1 rRNA gene is annotated in these 1,438 nt (G+C 52.7%); it reads right to left on the reverse strand.

Annotated elements, in window-relative coordinates:
• Positions 1-1,438, reverse strand: a 23S ribosomal RNA gene (locus tag JOC48_RS21145); the annotation flags it as partial.

Below are 1,438 nucleotides of genomic sequence, written 5' to 3' on the forward strand. Positions count from 1 at the left end.
TACGGCTAACGCGTCCCCTTAACCTTCCAGCACCGGGCAGGTGTCAGCCCCTATACTTCGCCTTACGGCTTCGCAGAGACCTGTGTTTTTGCTAAACAGTCGCTTGGGCCTTTTCACTGCGGCTTCTCATGCAAGAAGCACCCCTTCTCCCGAAGTTACGGGGTCATTTTGCCGAGTTCCTTAACGAGAGTTCTCCCGATCACCTTAGGATTCTCTCCTCGCCTACCTGTGTCGGTTTGCGGTACGGGCACCTATGACCTCACTAGAGGCTTTTCTTGGCAGTGTGAAATCAGGAACTTCGGTACTTATCGTTCCCTCCCCATCACAGCTTGTGATTGCCAGACGGATTTGCCTATCTGACTCACTCACTGCTTGGACGCGCATAACCAACAGCGCGCTTTCCTTATCCTACTGCGTCCCCCCGTTGTTCAAACGGTCATAAGGTGGTACAGGAATATCCACCTGTTGTCCATCGCCTACGCCTTTCGGCCTCGGCTTAGGCCCCGACTAACCCTGAGCGGACGAGCCTTCCTCAGGAAACCTTAGGCATTCGGTGTAGAAGATTCTCACTTCTATTTCGCTACTCATACCGGCATTCTCACTTCTAAGCGCTCCACCAGTCCTCACGGTCTGACTTCGCAGCACTTAGAACGCTCTCCTACCATTGTTCGTAAGAACAATCCGCAGCTTCGGTGATACGTTTAGCCCCGGTACATTTTCGGCGCAGAGTCACTCGACCAGTGAGCTATTACGCACTCTTTAAATGATGGCTGCTTCTAAGCCAACATCCTGGTTGTCTAAGCAACTCCACATCCTTTTCCACTTAACGTATACTTTGGGACCTTAGCTGGCGGTCTGGGCTGTTTCCCTTTCGACTATGAACCTTATCACCCATAGTCTGACTCCCAAGCTGACGTAGCTGGCATTCGGAGTTTGACTGAATTCGGTAACCCGATGAGGGCCCCTAGTCCAATCAGTGCTCTACCTCCAGTACGCCTTTCTTGAGGCTAGCCCTAAAGCTATTTCGGAGAGAACCAGCTATCTCCGTGTTCGATTGGCATTTCACCCCTACCCACACCTCATCCCCGCACTTTTCAACGTGCGTGGGTTCGGGCCTCCAGTCAGTGTTACCTGACCTTCACCCTGGACATGGGTAGATCACACGGTTTCGGGTCTACGACCCCCTACTTATTCGCCCTATTCAGACTCGCTTTCGCTGCGGCTCCACCTATACGGCTTAACCTTGCAGGAGATCGTAACTCGCCGGTCCATTCTACAAAAGGTACGCCGTCACGCATAAACGCGCTCCGACTACTTGTAGGCACACGGTTTCAGGTTCTCTTTCACTCCCCTTCCGGGGTGCTTTTCACCTTTCCCTCACGGTACTGGTTCACTATCGGTCACTAGGGAGTATTTAGCCTTGGGAGATGGTCCTCCC

The organism is Aquibacillus albus (assembly GCF_016908325.1).
Lineage (GTDB): Bacteria > Bacillota > Bacilli > Bacillales > Amphibacillaceae > Aquibacillus_A > Aquibacillus_A albus.